Raw genomic sequence first — 18434 nt, 5'->3', positions numbered from 1 at the left:
TGGGAGAACAGGAACGCCGCTTTTTTCATGCCCTTTGTTACGCAGTAGGGGCAGAAAAAGCCTTGCTACAAGCGGTTTTCCGGGCGCGTATCTGGTGCGGAAAGGGATTTATACCTTATCCCCCGAAACCGCGCTTCTACTGCGTAACAAATCCAAAGCAAAGGAGTTATGAACTATGGCAGTTTTCAGAGTGGAACGGAACAAGGGCTACACCGTAATGAGCAACCACCACCTACGCAACAAGGAGCTTTCCCTAAAGGCAAAGGGGCTGTTGTCGCAAATGCTGTCACTCCCCGAAGATTGGGACTACACCTTGAAAGGCTTATCCCTTATCAACCGGGAGAAGATAGACGCTATCCGCGAAGCCATTAAGGAGCTTGAACGCGCCGGGTATATCGTCCGTTCAAGGGAGCGCGACGAGAAAGGACGCTTGCGGGGCGCGGACTATGTGATATTCGAGCAGCCGCAGCCGCCTACGCCGGATTTACCTACATTGGAAAATCCAACATTGGATAATCCAACACAGGAAAAACCTACATTGGAAAAACCTACGTTGGAAAATCCAACGCAATTAAATAAAGATATACAAAGAACTGACTTACCAAAAAAAGAAAAAATAATTACTGATGAACAAAGTACCCATTCCATTCCTATCCTTTCCCCTAACCCCTCTCCTTGCAGAGAAGCGGCTACGCCGCCGGAACGGAAAGGAACGGAAGCGGCAGCACAGAGCGCAGTTGATATATACCGGGAAATCATCAAGGACAATATCGACTACCACATTCTCAAACAGGACATGAAGTTTGACAGTGACAGGCTTGACGAGATTGTAGACCTCATGCTTGAAACCGTATGCACCGCCAGAAAGCGGGTACGGATTGCGGGGGACGACTACCCGGCAGAGCTTGTGAAGTCAAAGTTTATGAAACTGGACGGCGAGCATATCCGCTTTGTGCTTGACTGTATGCGGGAGAACACAACGAAAATCCGCAACATCAAGCAATATCTGAAAGCAGCCCTTTTCAACGCCCCGTCCACTATCGGCAATTATTACACTTCCCTTGTCGCCCATGACATGGCAAGCGGCGCACTGTCACCGAAGAAGCCGCAGTACGGCGACCCGGACTATTATTCATGCAAACCGGGCGAAAGCCTGTAAAACAACAAAAGGAGGATTTTATTATGGCACAGAAAATGACAGGAGCATTGGTATTTGACGAGCGCACCGACCGTTACGACATTCGCTTTGACTTAAACAGCTACTATGGCGGGCTGCATTGTGGAGAATGTTTTGACGTATTCGTGCGGGGCAAGTGGAAGCCGACCCGGATTGAGTACGGCGACAACTGGTATCTTGTGGGTATCAGAGCCGAGGACTTGAACGGGCTGCGGGTGCGTATCTGACCGCCGCCCCATAAAGAAACGCGAAAGGAGGACGCGACAAATTGCAGGACGAAGTAAACGAAAAGACCATAGCCCTTTACATCAAGACCGGGAAGCTGACCGCCCAGACGCTCCAAAAGGCAATGAAAGCCATACTGTCAAAGGGAAAAAAGCAGCTTTCCAAACCGCCACAGGGCAAGCAGAGCTTAAAGCAGCTTATGAAGCAGAACGCGGGCGTTTCCAACATTGAGATTACCGAGGGCAATATCAAAGCCTTTGAGAGTACGGCGAAAAAGTACGGTATCGACTTTGCGCTGAAAAAGGACGCGACGGAAAGCCCGCCCCGCTATCTGGTTTTCTTCAAGGGGCGGGACGCGGACGTGCTGACCGCAGCCTTTAAGGAATTTTCCGCAAAAAAGCTGACACAGGAGAAAAAGCCCTCAATCCGAAAGCTGCTCTCTACCCTCAAAGAAGCTGCACAGGGCAGAAACGCGGAACGGGCAAAGGTCAAGAACAAGGACAGGGAGGTATCGCTATGAAGCCGGAAATCAAGAAGCTGCTTATCTTAAATCTCCCGTATCTGCTCTTTGTCTGGCTCTTTGATAAAGCGGGCGCGGCTGTCCGGCTCTCCCCCGGCGCGGACGCAAGCGCAAAGCTGCTACATCTTGGGGACGGTTTTACCGCCGCCTTTTCCAGTATCGCGCCGAGCTTCCACCCGGCAGACTTAGCTTTAGGCATTGCGGGGGCGGTCATTGTTCGGCTGATTATCTACACCAAAGGCAAGAACGCGAAGAAATACCGCCGCGGGACAGAATACGGTTCGGCGCGTTGGGGCGGGGCTGACGATATAAAGCCATACACAGACCCGGTATTTGAGAATAATATCCCCTTAACGCAGACGGAACGGCTCACCATGAACAGCCGCCCGAAGCAGCCGAAATACGCAAGAAACAAAAATATCCTTGTAATCGGCGGTTCCGGCAGCGGCAAGACCCGGTTCTTTGTGAAACCGTCGCTCATGCAATGTACGTCAAAGGATTTTCCAACGTCGTATATCGTCACTGACCCGAAAGGAACACTGATTTTGGAAACCGGAAAAATGTTGCAGCGGTACAAATACCGTATCAAAGTGCTAAATACGATTAACTTCAAAAAATCCATGAAATACAACCCCTTTGCCTATCTGCGGAGCGAAAAGGACATTTTGAAGTTAGTCAATACCATTATCGCCAACACCAAAGGCGACGGGGAAAAATCCGGCGAGGATTTCTGGGTGAAAGCGGAAAAGCTCTACTATACCGCACTAATCGGCTATATCTGGTATGAAGCCCCGGAGGACGAGAAGAACTTCACGACGCTGCTTGAAATGATAAATGCGTCGGAAGCCCGCGAGGACGACGAGGACTTCCAGAACCCGGTTGACCTCATGTTTGAACGTCTGGAAGAAAAAGACCCGGAACATTTTGCAGTCAAGCAGTACAAAAAATACAAACTTGCGGCGGGTGTTGTATGCTCTAAAAGACTTCTTAATCAAGCGGTTGGGAAGTCTCTTAGAACACACAACCTAAAACCGAAGAAAGGAGCGCAAGTTATGAGAAAAAATGAGAAAATCACAGCTCTGTACGAACGACTGAGCCGTGATGACTTTGGCAAAGATGATGACCAACAGCGTGAGAGCAATTCCATATCCAATCAAAAGGCAATGTTGGAGGAGTTCGCCGCACGGCAGGGCTTTACAAACATTGTCCATTTCACGGACGATGGCATTAGTGGTACTTGCTTTGACCGTCCCGGATTTTTAGCAATGATGAAAGAAGTGGAAGCCGGGAATGTGGAGTATTTGTGCATCAAGGACATGAGCCGCATGGGTCGTGACTATCTGAAAGTCGGTCAGATTATGGAAATCCTGCGTCAGCGTGGCGTTCGCCTTATCGCCATCAATGACGGCGTGGACAGTGCCAGAGGGGACGATGATTTTACCCCTTTCCGCAACATTATGAACGAATACTACGCCAGAGACACCAGCCGTAAAATCCGTTCCACTTTCCAGTCCAAAGGCAAGTCCGGCAAGCACCTCACAGGCACGGTCATTTACGGCTATCTTTGGAACGAAGCCAGAGACCAATGGTTGGTTGACCCCGAAGCCGCCGAGGTGGTCAAGCGCATCTTTGCCATGACGATTGACGGCTACGGTCCGTATCAGATCGCCAGCAAGCTGAAAGAAGAAAAAGTCCTCATTCCGTCCGCTTACCTTGCCCGGCACGGCGAGGGCGTGAACAAAAATAAGGCCTTCAAAGATGTGTACGGCTGGGGTTCTTCCACCATCTGCAACATTCTTGAAAAGCGTGAATATCTGGGACACACCATCAACTTCAAGACCCGAAAGCACTTCAAGGACAAGAAAAGCCATTATGTCCCGGAGGACGAATGGACAATTTTCGAGAATACCCATGAGCCTATCATTGACCAGCAGACCTTTGACCTTGTGCAGAAAATCCGTGGGAATGTCAGACGCTACCCAGACGGCTGGGGCGAAGCAGCTCCCCTCACGGGCTTGCTCTATTGCGCCGATTGCGGTGGCAAGATGTATGTCCACCGCACCAACAACGGCAAGCGTATTTCTCAATATACCTGTTCCCAATACAGCAAAGTCCCAGTTGGAAAGCTCTGCACGACACAGCACCGTATCAATGAAGATGTGGTACTGTCCCTTGTCTCTGAAATGCTGAAAGCCATTGCCGAGTATGCGAAGCATGATCGAGCCGAGTTTGTCCGTGTGGTGCAGGAAGCGCAGTCCAGCCAGCAGACGGCAGAGGTCAAGAAACAGCGGACACGCCTTGCCACCGCAAAGCAGAGAGTTTCCGAGCTGGAAGTCCTGCTCTGCAAAATCTATGAGGACAACATTTTAGGAAAGCTGTCCGACAGCAGATACGCCACTCTGGACGCTCAATACGAAAAGGAACAGTCCGAGCTTACCGTTGAAATCTCCGATCTGGAAAAGGCTATCAAGAGCTACGAGAAGCACGAAAAGGACGCTGACCGTTTTATCGCTCTGATTGACAAGTATGAGAATTTCGACAAGCTGACGATTGCCATGCTCAATGAGTTTATTGAGAAAATCCTTGTGCATGAGCGTGACCGCAAGGGCAGTATTCAGACCACACAGGAGGTCGAGATTTACTTCAATTTCGTGGGTCGTTTCGTTCCCCCTGCGTTTGGCGAAGTGGAGCTTACCCCGGAGGAATTAGAGGAAATCCGCAAGCGTGAGGAACGCAAGGACAGGCTCCACCAGAACTACTTGAAGCGGAAAGCCAATGGTAAACAGAAAGAGTATGAGGAGCGCACGAAAGCCAAGAAAAAAGCGGAGATTGAAGCCAGAAAACAGGCAATCCGCACCGAGGATATTGCCAGAGGGGTATTTATCCCGGTGAGCAGTTTGCCGCAGCTGGGACCGAGAAAGGGAGCGTGATTTTATGAAAGAGTTGAAACCGAGAATCCATGAGAACGGTATGGACTATGTGTTGGTGGGCGACTACTATGTGCCGGACTTGAAGCTGCCGGAGGAACGCCGACCTATTGGGCATTGGGGACGCTTGCACCAGTCCTATCTGAAATTGCACCGTCCCATGCTTTACAACGAGCTAATTTTGTCCGGCAGCCTCCACACCGTCGTTGCCGATCTGAACGAGCAGGCGGCAGACAGGCTGGACTTGATTATCCGGCAGATGATGAAAGCCGAGGGCGTGACCGAAGCCATGAAAGCGGAAAATCAGATGTTATGGGTGCAGTCAATGAACTCCATCCGCTGCCGGGCAGAGGAAATCATCAAGACGGAACTAATCTACTGTTGAGAGAGGTAAAGCTATGATTTTGGAAGCCATGTATAATGGGGAGTTTTATCCCTGCGAGACAGTTGTACCTACATCACCGGAATACCGAAAGGCAGTCATAGCCTGTGAAAAGCTCATGGAGCAGTTGTCCCAGCGGCTCAGCAAAGAGGACTATGAGCTGGTGCAGGAACTCCGGGCGCAGACAGCAATCGCCCAATGTGAAGAAAGTGAAAGTCACTTCAAGTATGGCTTTTCCGCTGGGCTGATGTTCAGCAGGAAGCCCATGAACAAGTGCAGCAGAAGAAAGAAAAATGGATGAAGAAAGCCGCCTGAGCAGAAAGAAACTGTTCGGGCGGTTTCAGCATTCGCCAGTAGATTTATTCACACTCTTGTGATAAAATTTACTACAATCAAGAGCGTGATAGCACTAATTTTATGGGGGGATGCTTAATGAATAGAATTTTGAAAAAATTTTTACAGCGGGGTGTCGATTTAAGTCCTGTGGGAGTTGAACTCCGTGAGGATAATACAAATTATTTTTGTACCCCAAAAGGGGCATCGGTTTTTGGATGGGCAGGGATAGATGGTATCCACTTCTGTTTCATTCGTGGATTTGGAGAGATGGTTTTCTCTGTCAGCCCCATGAATACTTCTCCTGATTATGTTCATCCAGTAGCTGAAAATTTTACCGACTTTCTGCGGCTTATACTGGCTTGTGGTGATGTGGCGGCAGTGGAACAAGCGTGGATGTGGAACGAAGCACAGTTTGAAGCCTTTCTCAATGAAAACCCTACAACCCAGGAACAACAGCAAACTTTATCGGAAATTTCAGAGAAGATGAATTTGTTGCCTATGGAACAACCGTGGACATATATCAAAAACCTGCAATCTTCCTTTGATTACAGTCAGATTAAATACACAGAAGATTATTACGATAATGATATGACTTCAGAAGCAGAATTGGTTGCCCCTGAATGGAAGGTCTACTTTGATGGAGATTTCTGGGGACATCGAGGTAAAGACCGTGCCGGAAAAGAGATCAAGCTGGATAAACAATTCGATTGGGCTGGATATCATTGGGTAATTCCGGCAGCTTATTCATGTAGCAAAGGACTTGTCGTTGATTTTTGTATGCGAGTTGATTCAGAAAGCATCCGTGACTTCATGAAAAAATGGAATCTGGACTGGGAAAATGACTCATGTGAAAATTTTACCCGTGAGCAACAGATGCAGATGGAATGGGAAAACCCACTTTGTTTTAACTTCAAACCTTGCTTGAAGTTAAACGAGAAAATATTACAGACAACCCATGGCTGCGCTGTGAGCTTTAATCCTTGTCTGCCAGATGGCGTTATCAATGAGTTGGAAGCAAAATGGGCAATCGACCATTATGGGCTGGATAGTACTTATGGCTGGGTCATATGCAGAGACGTATTTCCTTGGGGAACCAAGCATCACCCTGAAATCAATAAACTTTTTCTTACAATGGAGCAGCAACCAGGACAAGTTCCAGGCTCACATTTCAAAGTTCACGCACCCGGAGATTCATTTATGTTTTCCCATCCTGTTAGCGGAATAACCCATACACTGACCGTGCAGGAAATAGAACAGCAGACAGTTCCTCAAAATAGTTTTGGTTCTGATCGCTGGATTTATCCGACACATTATATTGCCATGAGTTATACACTTACCCCTGAACCGATGGAGAACATTTCGGTTTTTGACTGTGATGAAGGCGATAGACCGATAGAAGTTACACCAGACGATCATTCGTTCCGTCCAGTTGGCAGTAGTTCCTGTTTTGTTGTTGGTGTTATTGGTGGTGCAGATGGTCCGACAGCAGTTATATATGGAACAAATTCACAAGAAAAACTTCATGCTGCTTGTTCTGCTCTGCACTTTGAACCGGTTGGTGATGATGTCGAGTGGCGTATCGTGTTCAATGTTACGCAGTTTGACAAAGAAACATTCCCAATTATCTAAAAATACCCTTAGAACTCTAAGGGCGCACTTCTATACTCTCTGTCGAGAGTAGTGCGTCCTGCGGAGCTTCATTCTCCGTCAGCAGAAGAAAACTGCATGACCGAGAATGTTGCGTCACTTCGTTCCGTCAAGGTGGCTACACCCCCTTGCGCCGCTAAAGCGGCTATCCCCTGTGGACTTGCCGTCCGCAAACGGTTTTGACAAACCGTTCGCCGCCAGCAAGTTTGAAAATCAAGAATCTTAATTTGATAAAGGAGTGTGATTCTATGAAAAAGAAATTACCCATAATCCTCTTGGGTGTTATTTTGGCTTGTGTGTTGGTTTTCGGTTTCCTTTATGCAAACAATGACATTGGTAAAACCGCAAACAGTTTAGAAGCAGACATTCGCCAATCTCAAAAAATTTTGGATGATTGGATTGTTGATGGAAGCATTTCCGACACAATGGCTGCATTTATTTCTTACCCACAGGACAAGACAGACCACACTTTTTCTGTCTATGTAAATCGCCCTGGCTTGTCTTTTGGATATTTCTTCCGTGGTGGTGGAGATATAGTTGAGGTTGATGATTACATTGCAGAGTTTGTTGTTGAGGGAAATAACGAAAGGGCATTTATCTCAATGAATACCCAAAATATTGTTCGACTTGAAGTAGATGATGGCAACGGCATTCAGGTGATTGATATTGATAGTGGCAAGCCTTTCGCCATTGTCCTGCCCCTCAATGTAGGAAACATCTGTTTCTATGATACGAATGGAAATGTTGTGGAATATCTTCGCCAACAACTTTGACCAACTTCAATTTACCGAACTGAACACAACAACTGAATACCGAAAAACTGACCGTTGACTGGTCGCAATGTGCGAAAAGTTGACGGTCTTTTTTTATCCCCATTTTCAAAAAAGGAGGTCACGAAAAATGGCAAAACCGAAAAACCTTGAACAGCTCCGAGCCGAAAAGGAACAGGTCGAGACACAGCTTGCACAGGAACAGCACAAGCTGGAGCGTCTGGAGAACAGAAAGAAGTATCTGGAGAAAGGCGAGAGACAAAAGCGCACCCACCGTCTTTGCAATCTGGGCGGCACGATTGAGAGCCTTGCCCCGGAGGTCAAAGATCTCACACGCACCGAAATGACAGAGCTGATGGAACAAATCTTTTCTTTGTCCGAAGTCCAGCGAGCCGTCCGTCACATGACGATTACCCACATCAGCCAAGCAAACAGAGAAAAGGAGTTGAGAGCCGATGGCACTATTTCATCTGAGCGTCACGCAGACTAAGCGAAGCGCAGGACAGTCCGCTATCGCTTCTGCTGCCTACCGAGCCGGGGAGCGATTGTATAGCGAGTATTACGGCGAATACAGCGACTACACCCGCAAGAGCGGCGTGATCTGCTCTGACATTCTCTTGCCGTCCCATGCACCGCCAGAATACGCAGACCGCCAAACCCTATGGAACGCCGTGGAAAAAGCCGAGCGTGGAAAGAACGCCCAGCTTGCATACAGCTTTGACATTGCCTTGCAGAATGAATTTTCCCTTGAGGAAAACATCGCTCTTGCAAGGCAATTTTTATTGGAGAACTTTGTGAGCCGGGGCATGGTGGTTGACTTCGCCGTACACCAGCCAGACCGGGAGGACGGCGGCATACCCAATCCGCATTTTCATGTGCTTTGCCCCATCCGCCCCATCGAGCAGAACGGCAAATGGGGACTAAAGCAACGCCGGGTGTACGAGCTGGACGAGGACGGCAACCGTATTCGAGACGCAAACGGAAAGTTTGTGTTCAACGCCGTTCCCACTACCGACTGGGGCAGTCCCGAAACGCTGGAATACTGGCGGCAGACATGGGCGGAGCTATGCAACGCCAAGTTTGCGGAAAAGGGGCTTGACGTTCGTATCGACCACCGAAGCTATGAGCGTCAGGGCGTGGAGCTTCTTCCCACCGTCCACGAGGGCGCAACCGTCCGGGCAATGGAGAAGAAAGGCATACGCACCGAGAAGGGCGAGTTCAACCGCTGGATCAAGGCAACCAATGCCGTTATCCGGGACATCAAGAAGAAAATCGCTCTCCTGTTCGATTGGATTGCCGAAGCAAAAGCAGAGCTTGCCAAGCCGCAGGCACCCGACCTTGTTTCTCTGCTGAACGCCTATTACACCCAGCGCAGAGCCGGGGCGTATTCGCAGAAAGGCAAGGTCAGCAATCTAAAGGAGATGAACGAGACTTTCAATTATCTCCGGGCAAACGGCATTTACTCCCTTGAAGATTTGGAAAGCCGTGTCAGCGAACACAGTGCTGCCACAGAGAGCTTGAAGAAAACGCTGGACGAACAGACTGCCCGAATGAAAGCAATTAAGCAGCTCTATGACAGCTCCGCTGCTTTCCAGAGCTTGAAGCCTGTCTATGACGGCTTGCAGAAAATCAAGTTTGAGAAGCCCAGAGCCAAGTACAAGGCAGAGCATGAAGCGGAACTGAAACAGTTCTACGCCGCCAGACGAAAGCTGACCGGGGAGTTCCCAGACGGCAAGGTGGATATGAAAAAGCTGTCCGACGAGTATGACGAGCTGGAACAGGCGCACAACACCACCTATGGCGAGTTTAAGACCGTCAGAGACGATTTACACCGCCTTTGGAAGGTCAAGTCATGTGTAGATACTGCCGCCCGATTTAACGAGCGTACAGAGGAACAAAAGCTCCAAAATCGACCCCAAACACGACAGAAAAAGGAGGAACTATCCCGATGAATTACACCCAAGCACAGATTGACCGGGCAAACGCCGTCAGTCTGGAAGATTTTCTCCGCACACAGGGAGAGACACTTATCAAAAGCGGACGGGAATACCGTTGGAAAGAACATGACAGCCTGACCGTCCGGGGAAACAAGTGGTTTCGCCACAGCCAGAGCAAGGGCGGCTATCCCATTGATTTCGTCATGGAGTTTTACGGCAAGTCCTTTCCCGAAGCTGTTCAGATGTTGACAGGCGAAAACGGCGAGGGACAGACCGAAGCCACCACAGCACCGCCCACAGCGTTTCACTTGCCCTTGCACAACAGGACAGCCGACAGAGCAATCCAATATCTCACAGAAAGCCGAGGTCTCAACAAAACGCTTGTTGAGGCTTTTCTTCTTTCCGGGGATATTTACGAGGACGCAAAGCGGCACAATGTTGTGTTTGTCGGCAGAGACCGAAGCGGTACACCGAGATACGCCCATGTGCGAGGAACGGCAGACCCATTCAGACAGGACATTGCCGGGTCTGACAAATCCTATCCGTTCCGACACGAGGGTAATGGCAATCAGCTCTTTGTCTTTGAAGCGCCGATAGACCTTTTGTCCTTTATCTGCCTTTATCCGCAGGATTGGCAGACAAGGAGCTATCTTGCCCTGAGCGGCGTTTCAGGCAAAGCCCTTGACCGTTTCCTTTCTGAACGCAAGGACACCCGAAAAGTGTTCCTCTGCCTTGACAGCGACACCGCAGGAAGTGAAGCCTGCACCAGGCTGGCACAGGACATTCCCGGCGAGATCGCCGTCATTCGCCTTGTCCCGGCAAGGAAAGACTGGAACGATGTTCTCCGTCAGCAAGGGGACATTCCCAGCCGCAAATTCATAGCCGAGACAATCACGCTGCGAGAGCTGCCCACCGCCCAGCCTGTCCCAATGCTCCGCATGGCAGATGTGGAGCTGACGAGCGTGGATTGGCTATGGTTTCCCTATATCCCCTTTGGAAAGCTGACGATTATACAGGGCAACCCCGGCGAGGGCAAGACCTACTTTGCCATGCGTCTTGCGGCGGCTTGCACCAACCGAAAGCCTTTACCCGGTATGGAGACCCTTGAGCCTTTCAACATCATCTACCAGACCGCAGAGGACGGTCTGGGCGATACCGTCAAGCCCCGACTGATGGAAGCGGAAGCAGACCTTGAAAGAGTGCTTGTCATTGACGATAGGGACACACCGCTGACCCTTGCCGATGAGCGCATAGCAAGAGCAATCCGTGAGAACAACGCAAGGCTGGTTATCATTGACCCGGTGCAGGCGTTTATGGGCGCAGATGTGGATATGAACCGGGCAAATGAAGTCCGTCCCATCTTCCGCAGTCTGGGAGACATTGCACAGGCTACAGGGTGCGCTATCGTGCTGATTGGACACCTCAACAAAGCCGCAGGAACGCAAAGCACCTACCGGGGATTGGGGTCTATCGACATTACGGCGGCAGTCCGCAGTCTGCTGTTTATTGGCAAGCTGAAGGACAGCCCCACAACGAGGGTGCTTATCCATGAGAAAAGCTCCCTTGCGCCGCCCGGACAGTCCCTTGCCTTTTCTCTGGGAGACGAGAAAGGCTTTGAGTGGATAGGGGCTTATGACATTACCGCTGACGAGCTTCTTGCCGGGACAGACACCGCAAAGACCGAGAGCAAGACCGCACAGGCGCAAATGCTCATTCTGGAATTGCTTGCAAACGGAAAGCGTATGCCGAGTGCAGAGCTGGAAAAGGCAGTCAATGAGCGTGGGATTTCCTCACGCACCATGAGAACGGCAAAGAGCCGTATCGGAGACAGGCTTGTGACCGAGAAAGACAGCACAGCATGGGTCTGCTATCTCCGAGACTGACAACAGGAACACGGCAAGCGTGGCAAAGACGGCAAGGTTTTTATAGATACCTTAATGTTGCCGCCTTGCCTTGTTCCCTCATACCGACACCGCCCGATGATGAATAGTTACCGGGCACTTTTTCATTTACAGGAGGATTTTGAATGAACAATACCGCAACCAACACCGCCACTTGCCCGACTGTCAGAAAGCAGATTGGCAAGACCACCTATATCGTCCGTGTCCATTTCAGCGAGACCGCCAAGGAGACGATGGAGGACAAAATCAAGCGTATGCTCCGTGAAGAAGTCCGCAAAATGTGACTTCTTTTTGAATTTGATGAAAAAGTCCTTGACTTTTCGTCTCTGGCAAGACCGCAAAAAGCATACTTATCTCATGCGGCGCGAGGTTAGCCCCATTCGACATTAAGGAGCTGCGGGAGCTTATGGAAACCGACGAAATGGAGCTTGACACCATAGGCGACAGAAAGACCGCCCTTTTCGTGATTATCAGCGACACCGACGACACCTTTAACTTTGTCGTGAGTATTCTCTACACACAGCTATTCAACCTCTTGTGCGACAAAGCAGATGATGAATACGGCGGGCGGCTTCCCGTCCATGTAAGGTGCTTACTTGATGAATTTGCGAATATCGGGCAGATACCGAAGTTTGAAAAGCTCATTGCAACGATACGGAGCCGGGAAATATCCGCGTCAATCATCTTGCAGAGCCAGTCACAGCTAAAGGCAATCTACAAGGACAACGCCGATACCATAGTCGGCAACTGCGACACCACGCTTTTCTTGGGTGGCAAGGAAAAAACGACGCTCAAAGAAATATCGGAGATTTTAGGCAAGGAAACGATAGACAGCTTCAACACGTCCGAAACAAGGGGGCGGGAGCTTTCGCATGGGCTGAACTATCAGAAATTGGGAAAGCAGCTTATGACGGAAGATGAAATCGCAGTCATGGACGGAGGGAAATGTATCTTGCAGCTACGCGGGGTGCGCCCGTTCTTTTCGGACAAATTCGACATAACGAAGCACCCGAAATACAAGTACCTGTCCGACGCAGACCCGAAGAACGCCTTTGACATGGAAAAGCACCTTAAACGCCGCCCCGCCATTGTCAAGCCCGACGAGGTTTTTGACTATTACGAGATTGACGCGGCAGACTTACAGGAGGACGCAGACCATGAGGAAACGTAGCGCAGAGGAAAAACAAAAGCAGCTTGAACGGTTTTTAATGAATGTTGCGGAAGCCGCCGACGCTGCATTATGGGAGTATTGGCGGGAAAAGGAAGCGGAACACCGCCGTTTTGCAACGGAGTATGTCACGCGCCGGGGGGCTTATCCCGCAACAGTGACAGCATGGCAGACCGCCGGGGGACAGGGGAAGCTACACTTCCCCTACGCTGCCTTGCGGCAGCTACCCCTTTGTGAACTTGCGGGAAGCGAACACCTTGCTACGCAAGCTATTCACTTCCCGCAAGTCTGAAAAAAACGTCCGGCAGCACAGCGGGACACAGAAAGGAGCGATTGAAGCAATCACATCTATCCATACCGGCTACATGATACGCGCCCCCACTTTCCGGCGCAGTACACAGCGGCAGGAGCCGCACCCCCTACAACTGAATACCGCCGCGCCGCAGAACTTACGCAGCGCGGGGACAGCCGCCTTTACCAGAGGGCGGTTTTTTTGTGCGGCGGCATATGCTGACCGCCTTTTGTCCGCTTGCCGGACAGCCGCAGACGCGGCAGAAAGGATATATTTATGGCATTTTTCAATAGCGCAGTAGACGTTTTGCAGACCCTTGTTGTAGCACTTGGAGCCGGGCTTGGTATCTGGGGCGTAATCAATCTGATGGAGGGCTACGGCAACGACAATCCGGGCGCGAATGCTCATGTGCCATAAAGTAACACACAAGAATTTGATAGACAGCAGCCCATTATTCCGATATTGCCTTACGCACGCATCTTGTAACTTTTTCGTTAAGACTATTGACTCTGATACCTCGAAAGAGATATAATATAGTTGCTACTTAGCAAGCCTAAGTAGCGAAACTAAAGAGAGGCGACGATATGAATAACAAATATGTCCAGCAATTCAAAAAAGGCTCTCTGGAAATGATACTCTTATGCCTAATCGGACGCAAGGAAACTTATGGATATGAAATTATAACCGAATTGAACAATAGTGCGTCTGTTTTGGGATATGCGAAAGAGGGAACCATTTACCCTATTCTGTATCGTTTACAGGAAGCAGAACTAATCAAATGCCGATTGGCTCCGGCTGCGGCAAATGGCGGCTCAAAAAAGTATTATTCTTTAACTGATAAAGGCAGGAATGTACTTGATGAACTAATCTTATTTTGGTCAAGCTATGAAAACTGCGTAAACGGCTTTATAGAAAGTTATCAACAAGCGAGGGTGTCCAAATGAAAGAACAATATATCAAACAGGTTGAAAAGGAACTATCTTTACCACGCAAAATGAAAAAAGAGGTTGTGCGTGACTTGAATGAAGTTTTTGCGTCTGCTATGGAGCATGGAGAAACAGAGCAACAGGTTATCCAACGTTTGGGCACACCAAAAGAATTTGCAGACAGCACCGCAGAACAGTTTGGCATTGATAACACCACATTGAAAAAAAGGAACGGTATCATTTCTACTCTTGTTGCGCTTGTTATCGCGGTTGCTGCCTTTTCGGTATATGCTGTTGCACAATCAGGAAAAGTACCAGAAGGAGCAATCGGACAGGCAGACGCGACAACAAATATACAGATTGAGGGCGCATTTGCCTTTGATGTTTCACAAATCCTTTTGACTATTGGGTTTGTAGCAACGGCTATTGCTGTTTTGTTAATTATTAGAACCATACACAAAAACAGGAGGTAACCAATGAAGAAGTATATTTCTGTATTCGCAATCATGCTTATGATTTTTTTGGCTGCGTGTTCTAATCAAAATATCTCATCTGCACCAACCAGCAATGAGAGCAATACACAATCTAACAGTGTTACAAAATTGGAAGAGGGCGTTTGGCCTGCGAATGAGTACACGGAGGGGCTTCCTGTTCCGCCTGGTACGGTTGCATGGGCTACACTTGATACAGAACATGGGAATTGCAGTATCAACCTTACCGGCGTTAGCGAAAACGACTATAACGAGTACATGGAGATTTTGAACCAAGAAGGCTTTTCCGTAATTGAAAATGTGTCAGAGGAAATCGAGGGAGAAAACTATGTTTCTATCGGAACACTTTTGTCAAATGAAGAAAAGTGGATAAGCATCAGCTATGTTCCAGACAGTTTCGGTATCTACATTTCTTTTGTCAACAACTGAATGAACATAACGAAATAGCAAAGCCAGTCGAGCCAGTCAACGGTTAAGATGAACGGCGCATACGCGCCGCCGTTGACAGCCCCGCCCGCCTTTGCTGGCAGGCAATCAAGGGGTGGACAGCAAGGAGTGCTGCCCGCCCCGTACTATTATTCAGAGAGGGGGAATTTCCATGACCGAGATTGAAGCCTATCAAGAGTATATCCGGTGCAAGCACAACGCCTTTTGTAAAGCCGTTATTCGGTATGCCGCCATCGGGAAAATCATACGGCTGCGGCAGAAATGGGAACGGGAAATTTCCCTTAACTATCTGACAAATGAGAAGTTTGTCCAGTTTGCCGAGCCGGAGCCGGACGAAGAACACCCCTTTATCGTCTGCGGCCAGACCGTCCTGCTCTGCAACGTCACCCTTGCCGCTGCACTCTCGACTTTGCCGGAACAAGCGCAGGAAGAAATCTTCCGCTACTATTTCCTGCACCAGCCGCAGCGCGTGATCGGTGCGTACTTTGGTCAAACACGCAGCACAGCGGGGCGGCATATCCAACTTGCCTTGCAGCGGTTACGGGAGGAAATGGAGGTGAGCCGCCATGAGTAGGCTACTTCCCTATGAAACCATTGTCAAAGCCCATGAAGGCGACCCGGAAGCCGTGGACGCAGTTCTTTCCCACTATGCCGGATATATCCGATACTTTTCCAAAATGAACGGGCAAGTCAATGCCGAAGTTGAGGACTATGTGAAAGAACGGTTGATTGCCTGTCTGCTCAAATTCCAATTTGACTACCCGCCGGACGAGCCATAAAAACTGAATACTTGCCGCCCACCGGCGGCCATCGAAAGCAGTAAGTCTTGAAAAAGATTTACTGCTTTTTTCTATTCTATTTCCGGCCATTTTGCCCCTTGCCGGTTGCAGTAGTGAGTGAAAAGAAAAATTCTCTACCCCGCCAGTTGCCAAAAAGCTGTTGCCCGGATTACAGGAGCAAAAGGAAATTTGAGAAAATCCCCGTCCAGCGGGTAGATGACGGTCTTTGAAATGTATCTTTAGCGGAAAGGAAAAAAGACCGCCTACAGCGGGCAGCAAAGCCCTTTTCGAGCGTTATATTAGCGGAAAATGAGAAGCCCCCATATGCGCCGGGGTTTGCAGTTACGGAGAGCAAGATTCTACCGCAGTACCAAAATTCGCTTTTCGCTCATTTTGCCCCTGCGGGAATCTTGTTGGGGAGTGCCTTCCCCAAACCCTGCTTATGCGGCTTACGCCGCTTATCCCGCCGCAGCCATGCGGCAGCCGAAAGGAGGTTTTTACCATGCGAAAACGATACAACACACCGCACCGCAGCCGGGTAGTCAAGACACGCATGACCGAGGAAGAATACGCCGAGTTTGCCCAGCGGCTTTCTGCTTACAACATGAGCCAAGCCGAGTTTATCCGGCAAGCCATAACCGGGGCAGCCATACGCCCCATCATAACCGTTTCCCCCGTCAACGACGAGCTGCTTGCCGCTGTCGGGAAGCTGACCGCCGAATACGGCAGGATCGGCGGCAACTTAAACCAGATAGCCCGGACACTGAACGAGTGGCACAGCCCCTACCCGCAGCTTGCCGGGGAGGTACGGGCGGCGGTTTCCGACCTTGCCGCCCTAAAGTTTGAAGTCTTGCAGAAAGTGGGTGACGCTGTTGGCAACATTCAAACATATCAGCTCTAAAAATGCGGACTATGGCGCAGCGGAAGCCTACCTCACATTTGAGCATGACGAGTTTACCATGAAGCCCACCCTTGATGAAAACGGGCGGCTGATACCGAGGGAGGATTACCGCATTTCTTCCCTCAACTGCGGGGGCGAGGATTTCGCCGTTGCCTGTATGCGAGCCAATCTCCGCTATGAGAAAAACCAAAAACGGGAAGATGTGAAAAGCCACCATTATATCATCAGCTTTGACCCACGGGACGAGACAGACAACGGTTTGACCGTAGACCGGGCGCAGGAGCTGGGCGAGCAGTTCTGTAAAGAGCATTTCCCCGGACACCAAGCCCTTGTATGCACCCACCCGGACGGGCATAACCACAGCGGCAATATCCATGTGCATATCGTCATCAACTCCCTGCGGATTTACGAAGTCCCGCTTCTGCCCTACATGGACAGACCAGCCGACACAAGGGAGGGCTGCAAGCACCGCTGCACCAACGCCGCTATGGAATATTTCAAGAGTGAAGTCATGGAAATGTGCCACCGGGAGGGGCTTTACCAAATCGACCTCTTGAACGGCAGCAAGGAACGGATAACGGAACGGGAATACTGGGCGGCAAAGAAAGGGCAGCTTGCCCTTGATAAAGAGAACGCTGTCAGAGAAGCCGCAGGACAGCCGACCAAGCCCACCAAGTTTGAAACGGACAAGGCGAAGCTGCGCCGGACGATACGGCAGGCACTTTCCCAAGCTGGCAGCTTTGACGAGTTTTCTTCCCTTTTGCTGCGGGAGGGCGTGACCGTCAAGGAGAGCCGGGGGCGACTTTCCTACCTCACGCCGGACAGGACGAAGCCTATCACAGCCCGGAAGCTGGGGGACGATTTTGACAAGGCTGCTGTCCTTACCCTGCTCACGCAGAACGCCCGCAGAGCCGCCGAACAGACCACAGCCATACCCGAATACCCCTACACCCAAAAGGAACGCTTGCGGGAGGAAAAAGCCGCAAAAACCACCCCGGCAGACAACACCTTGCAGCGCATGGTTGACCGGGAAGCCAAGCGAGCCGAGGGCAAGGGCGTGGGCTATGACCGCTGGGCGGCAAAGCACAACCTAAAGCAGATGGCGGCTACCGTTACCGCCTATCAGCAGTATGGCTTTTCTTCCCCGGAGGAACTGGACGAAGCCTGTTCTGCCGCTTATGCCGCCATGCAGGAAAGCCTTACAGAGTTGAAGCAGGTGGAAAAGACGCTGAACGGGAAAAAGGAGCTGCAACGGCAGGTGCTTGCCTATTCCAAGACCCGCCCTGTCCGGGACGGGCTGAAACAGCAGAAAAACGCCAAAGCAAAAGCAGCCTACCGTCAGAAGCACGAAAGCGACTTTATCATAGCAGACGCAGCCGCCCGTTATTTCAGGGAGAACGGCATTTCCAAGCTGCCGAGCTATAAAGCCCTGCAAGCAGAGATTGAAAGCCTTATCAAAGAGAAAAACAGCGGCTACAACGATTACCGGGCAAAACGGGAGGAATACCGCCGCTTACAGACTGTCAAGGGCAATATCGACCAGATTTTACGCCGGGAACGCAAGCCTGTGAAAAGGCAGGAACAGGAACGATAAAAACCACCCCAAAA

The 18434-nt window shown here is 50.1% G+C and carries 20 protein-coding genes and 2 pseudogenes; all 22 read left to right on the top strand.

What is annotated here, in order from left to right; genetic code table 11:
* The first annotated feature begins 175 nt into the window (after window positions 1-175).
* The 22 genes and pseudogenes from DWZ76_RS03780 to DWZ76_RS03675 all read left to right on the top strand — a co-directional run bounded on the left by DWZ76_RS03780 (window position 176) and on the right by DWZ76_RS03675 (window position 18420).
* Window positions 176-1159 carry a DUF6017 domain-containing protein gene (locus tag DWZ76_RS03780; protein WP_002586632.1) on the top strand — a complete coding sequence of 328 codons (984 nt, stop codon included), beginning with the start codon at window positions 176-178 and terminating at the stop codon, window positions 1157-1159.
* Window positions 1160-1182: 23 nt separating this feature from the next.
* Window positions 1183-1404: a DUF5348 domain-containing protein gene (locus tag DWZ76_RS03775; protein WP_002569164.1), complete on the top strand. Its 222-nt coding sequence runs from the start codon at window positions 1183-1185 to the stop codon at window positions 1402-1404.
* Window positions 1405-1445: 41 nt separating this feature from the next.
* Window positions 1446-1922: a PcfB family protein gene (locus DWZ76_RS03770; protein WP_002586631.1), complete on the top strand. Its 477-nt coding sequence runs from the start codon at window positions 1446-1448 to the stop codon at window positions 1920-1922.
* Window positions 1919-4852 carry a DUF4368 domain-containing protein gene (locus tag DWZ76_RS03765; protein ID WP_118471906.1) on the top strand — a complete coding sequence of 978 codons (2934 nt, stop codon included), beginning with the start codon at window positions 1919-1921 and terminating at the stop codon, window positions 4850-4852. Before DWZ76_RS03770 ends, DWZ76_RS03765 begins: the two co-directional genes overlap by 4 nt.
* Window positions 4853-4856: 4 nt before the next feature.
* Complete coding sequence (locus DWZ76_RS03760; RefSeq protein ID WP_021630767.1) at window positions 4857-5234, top strand: TnpV protein; 378 nt, start codon at window positions 4857-4859, stop codon at window positions 5232-5234.
* Between the two features lie 13 nt (window positions 5235-5247).
* Complete coding sequence (locus DWZ76_RS03755; protein WP_021630766.1) at window positions 5248-5532, top strand: DUF6809 family protein; 285 nt, start codon at window positions 5248-5250, stop codon at window positions 5530-5532.
* A gap of 131 nt (window positions 5533-5663) precedes the next feature.
* Window positions 5664-7196, top strand: a complete 1533-nt coding sequence (locus DWZ76_RS03750) for a hypothetical protein (RefSeq protein ID WP_015573038.1) — start codon at window positions 5664-5666, stop codon at window positions 7194-7196.
* 266 nt (window positions 7197-7462) lie between these two features.
* On the top strand, window positions 7463-7987 hold the full coding sequence (locus DWZ76_RS03745) for a hypothetical protein (protein ID WP_015516227.1): 525 nt from the start codon (window positions 7463-7465) through the stop codon (window positions 7985-7987).
* Between the two features lie 127 nt (window positions 7988-8114).
* Window positions 8115-8474, top strand: coding sequence for a DUF3847 domain-containing protein (locus DWZ76_RS03740; RefSeq protein WP_118296913.1), 360 nt, complete (start codon window positions 8115-8117; stop codon window positions 8472-8474).
* Window positions 8440-9936 carry a MobQ family relaxase gene (mobQ, locus tag DWZ76_RS03735; RefSeq protein ID WP_118471904.1) on the top strand — a complete coding sequence of 499 codons (1497 nt, stop codon included), beginning with the start codon at window positions 8440-8442 and terminating at the stop codon, window positions 9934-9936. The genes DWZ76_RS03740 and mobQ overlap by 35 nt, the downstream gene beginning before the upstream one ends.
* Window positions 9933-11804: an AAA family ATPase gene (locus DWZ76_RS03730; RefSeq protein WP_118296911.1), complete on the top strand. Its 1872-nt coding sequence runs from the start codon at window positions 9933-9935 to the stop codon at window positions 11802-11804. Before mobQ ends, DWZ76_RS03730 begins: the two co-directional genes overlap by 4 nt.
* 143 nt (window positions 11805-11947) lie before the next feature.
* A complete protein-coding gene (locus tag DWZ76_RS03725) occupies window positions 11948-12106 on the top strand; it encodes a transposon-encoded TnpW family protein (protein ID WP_002596227.1) in 159 nt (52 codons plus the stop codon).
* Between the two features lie 41 nt (window positions 12107-12147).
* Window positions 12148-12993: pseudogene (locus DWZ76_RS03720) on the top strand (TraG/TraD/VirD4 family protein); the annotation flags it as partial.
* Window positions 12980-13282, top strand: coding sequence for a hypothetical protein (locus DWZ76_RS03715; RefSeq protein WP_002586629.1), 303 nt, complete (start codon window positions 12980-12982; stop codon window positions 13280-13282). The pseudogene DWZ76_RS03720 and the gene DWZ76_RS03715, both read left to right, overlap by 14 nt.
* A gap of 276 nt (window positions 13283-13558) precedes the next feature.
* A pseudogene (locus tag DWZ76_RS03710) lies at window positions 13559-13687 on the top strand (Maff2 family protein); the annotation flags it as partial.
* A gap of 179 nt (window positions 13688-13866) precedes the next feature.
* Window positions 13867-14226 (top strand): PadR family transcriptional regulator, encoded by a 360-nt coding sequence (locus tag DWZ76_RS03705; protein WP_015534245.1) that lies wholly within the window; start codon window positions 13867-13869, stop codon window positions 14224-14226.
* Window positions 14223-14681 carry a DUF1700 domain-containing protein gene (locus DWZ76_RS03700; protein WP_117946835.1) on the top strand — a complete coding sequence of 153 codons (459 nt, stop codon included), beginning with the start codon at window positions 14223-14225 and terminating at the stop codon, window positions 14679-14681. Before DWZ76_RS03705 ends, DWZ76_RS03700 begins: the two co-directional genes overlap by 4 nt.
* A gap of 3 nt (window positions 14682-14684) precedes the next feature.
* On the top strand, window positions 14685-15128 hold the full coding sequence (locus tag DWZ76_RS03695; RefSeq protein WP_117946834.1) for a DUF6591 domain-containing protein: 444 nt from the start codon (window positions 14685-14687) through the stop codon (window positions 15126-15128).
* A 169-nt stretch (window positions 15129-15297) separates the two neighbouring features.
* Entirely contained in the window at window positions 15298-15720 is a 423-nt protein-coding gene (locus DWZ76_RS03690; RefSeq protein WP_118471902.1) for a sigma-70 family RNA polymerase sigma factor, read from the top strand.
* Window positions 15713-15925 carry a helix-turn-helix domain-containing protein gene (locus DWZ76_RS03685; protein ID WP_117946832.1) on the top strand — a complete coding sequence of 71 codons (213 nt, stop codon included), beginning with the start codon at window positions 15713-15715 and terminating at the stop codon, window positions 15923-15925. The genes DWZ76_RS03690 and DWZ76_RS03685 overlap by 8 nt, the downstream gene beginning before the upstream one ends.
* Window positions 15926-16427: 502 nt before the next feature.
* Complete coding sequence (locus tag DWZ76_RS03680; RefSeq protein ID WP_025486349.1) at window positions 16428-16826, top strand: plasmid mobilization relaxosome protein MobC; 399 nt, start codon at window positions 16428-16430, stop codon at window positions 16824-16826.
* Window positions 16798-18420, top strand: a complete 1623-nt coding sequence (locus DWZ76_RS03675) for a relaxase/mobilization nuclease domain-containing protein (RefSeq protein ID WP_118471900.1) — start codon at window positions 16798-16800, stop codon at window positions 18418-18420. The genes DWZ76_RS03680 and DWZ76_RS03675 overlap by 29 nt, the downstream gene beginning before the upstream one ends.
* Window positions 18421-18434 lie beyond the last annotated feature (14 nt).

Origin of the sequence: Clostridium sp. AF35-15 (assembly GCF_003477745.1) — a bacterium.
Lineage (GTDB): Bacteria > Bacillota > Clostridia > Lachnospirales > Lachnospiraceae > Otoolea > Otoolea fessa.
The sequence above is the reverse complement of the archived record's forward strand: the minus strand, read 5'-3'. Positions and strand labels throughout refer to the sequence as shown.